The sequence below is a fragment of the Streptomyces phytophilus genome, assembly GCF_013870535.1.
GTDB classification, from domain to species: Bacteria; Actinomycetota; Actinomycetes; order Streptomycetales; family Streptomycetaceae; genus Streptomyces; species Streptomyces phytophilus.
This window is the reverse complement of the sequence record NZ_JACBXC010001133.1, coordinates 1-1,973: the sequence shown is the minus strand read 5'-3', so window position 1 is coordinate 1,973 and position 1,973 is coordinate 1. Positions and strand designations below refer to the sequence as shown.

Annotated in this window: 2 protein-coding genes and 1 pseudogene; 1 reads left to right on the top strand and 2 read right to left on the bottom strand. The window is 74.9% G+C overall.

Features of this window, described 5'->3' with window-relative positions; all coding sequences use genetic code 11:
- Positions 1-1,016 (bottom strand): helicase domain-containing protein (locus tag H5J30_RS29925; protein WP_508470941.1); only part of this gene is annotated, 1,016 nt, incomplete at its 3' end.
- Between the two features lie 32 nt (positions 1,017-1,048).
- A complete protein-coding gene (locus tag H5J30_RS29920; protein WP_181790504.1) occupies positions 1,049-1,699 on the bottom strand; it encodes a TetR/AcrR family transcriptional regulator in 651 nt (216 codons plus the stop codon).
- Positions 1,700-1,784: 85 nt separating this feature from the next.
- Between H5J30_RS29920 and H5J30_RS29915 the strand changes: the two are divergent.
- Positions 1,785-1,973 (top strand): annotated as a pseudogene (locus H5J30_RS29915) (SAM-dependent methyltransferase); the annotation flags it as partial.

The following is a 1,973-nucleotide window of genomic DNA, read 5'->3' as shown; positions in this document are numbered from 1 at the left end:
ATCTCCGCCAGCTCGCCGGCGGGCACCTCCCGGCGGTACGAGCCGTCCGGCAGCACCAGCGGCTGCCGCACCTCCGTGCCCACGTGCGCGTAGAGCGCGCGGCGCAGCACCTCCGCCATGCGGACGTCGTGCTTGACGAGCGCCGCGGCCGCCGTGTCCCGTGCCGTGACCGGGTGGTGCGCGATCTCGTCGTCGAGCGTGGACTGCCGCACGCCGGTCTCGCCGAGCGCGGGCAGGACCGCCGAAATGTAGGAGAGGAAGGCGCGGTTGGGGCCGAGGATCAGCATGCCGCCGCGCTGGACGCGCTCCGGGTGGGTGTAGAGGAGGTAGGCGGCGCGGTGCAGCCCGACCGCCGTCTTGCCGGTGCCGGGCGCGCCCTGGACGCAGAGGGACGCGGTGGGGCCGGCGCGTACCAGGTCGTCCTGCTCGGGCTGGATGGTGGCGGCGATGTCGCGCATCGGCCCGACGCGGGGACGCTCGATCTCGCTCGCGACGATGCCGCTCTCGCGCGTCTCGCCCGCGCCGAGGTGCTCGTCCTCCAGGCCGGTGAGGTCGGCGGAGTCGCCGCGGGCGGCGGGTGCCCAGCCGAAGCGGCGGCGGACGGCGACGCCTTGCGGGTCGCGGGCGCTCGCCTGGTAGAAGGCGCGCGCCACGGGGGCGCGCCAGTCGACCACCAGCGGCGGGACGGCCGGGTCGCGGCTGATGCGCAGGCGGCCGAAGTGGTACGTCTGCCCGGCGTGGTCACCGGCGGCTTCGGCGTCTCCGCGGCGGTCCGCGAAGTCGAGGCGTCCGAAGAACAGCGGGCCCTCGGGCAGCTCCCGGAACTCCTTGGCCCGGCTGCGCAGCCGGTAGCCGAGCACTTCGGCGTCGGCGCCGGACGCGGACGCGTCCGCGCCGGTGACCACCTGCTCCTGCGCGCCGTCGACCATGGCGTTCAGGGCTGCCCGGCAGGAGTCGTGGTAGGCGCGTTCCCGGGTCAGGGCCGCATGGAGGGGCGCGGGGTCGGTGCGTGGCATGCCCCCACGATAATGCAACCGAGTTAAATTTTTTACCGGGTTTCGGTACGGGTCCGGGCGAGGTCCGGCAGACCTGCCTTGAGCTGCGCGAACGCCGACCGGGCGGTCGCCACGGCCTCGGGGTGGAGTCCGTCCGCGTCGCGTCCGGCGGTGATGCGGCGCCAGTTCTCCTGCGCCAGGACGCGCTGCACGGCGACGATCTGCCCGGCGGCCAGCCGCGCCCGTACGCCGCCGCCGGTCTCCTCGCCGACGGCGTCGGCGAGAGCGGCCTCGTCCCGTTCCATGAACGTGTGCAGGCGCGCCACCAGCGACGGCGTCCCGTACAGCAGCCGGTGGAAGGCGAGCACGCCGGCGTCGTCGTTCAGGCCGGTCACCGGGTCGCGCCGGTCGAGCCCCGCCAGGAAGTGGTGCAGCAGGGCGTCGAGCGGCGAGTGCCCGGCCCGCCGCTGCGCGACCACCCGGCCGGCCTCCCCCGCGTGGTCGGCGAGCTGGTGCAGGACCAGGTCCTCCTTGGCGGGGAAGTACCGGAAGAGCGTCGGCTTGGAGATGTCGACGGCGGCCGCGATGTCGGCCACGGTCACCTGCTCGTAGCCCTTCTCCAGGAAGAGCCGGACGGCCGTGTCCGACAGCCGCTCGTACATCTGCTGCTTCTTGCGCTCGCGCAGCCCGCCCGTGTCGCCCATGCCGGGAAGCGTACGCAGTGGGGCGCGGGGTCCCGCGGCACTTATCCGGTCGCCCGCGGCCCGCCGTCTTTGCGACGATCGCCCGATGACCTCCGACCCCGCCCCTGACCCTGCCCCGGACCCCGCCCCCGACCCGGACTTCGACCGGCTCCTCGACGAGGCCGCCGCGGCCCCCACCGACGGCTGGGACTTCTCCTGGTTCGACGGCCGCGCCACCGAGGCGCGGCCCTCCTGGGGATACCAGCGGGCCATGGGCGCGCACATGGCCCGCGCG

Coding starts and splice junctions, on each gene's coding strand:
- H5J30_RS29920 (WP_181790504.1), bottom strand. CDS start 1,699: ATGGGCGACACGGGCGGGCTGCGCGAGCGCAAGAAGCAGCAGATGTAC.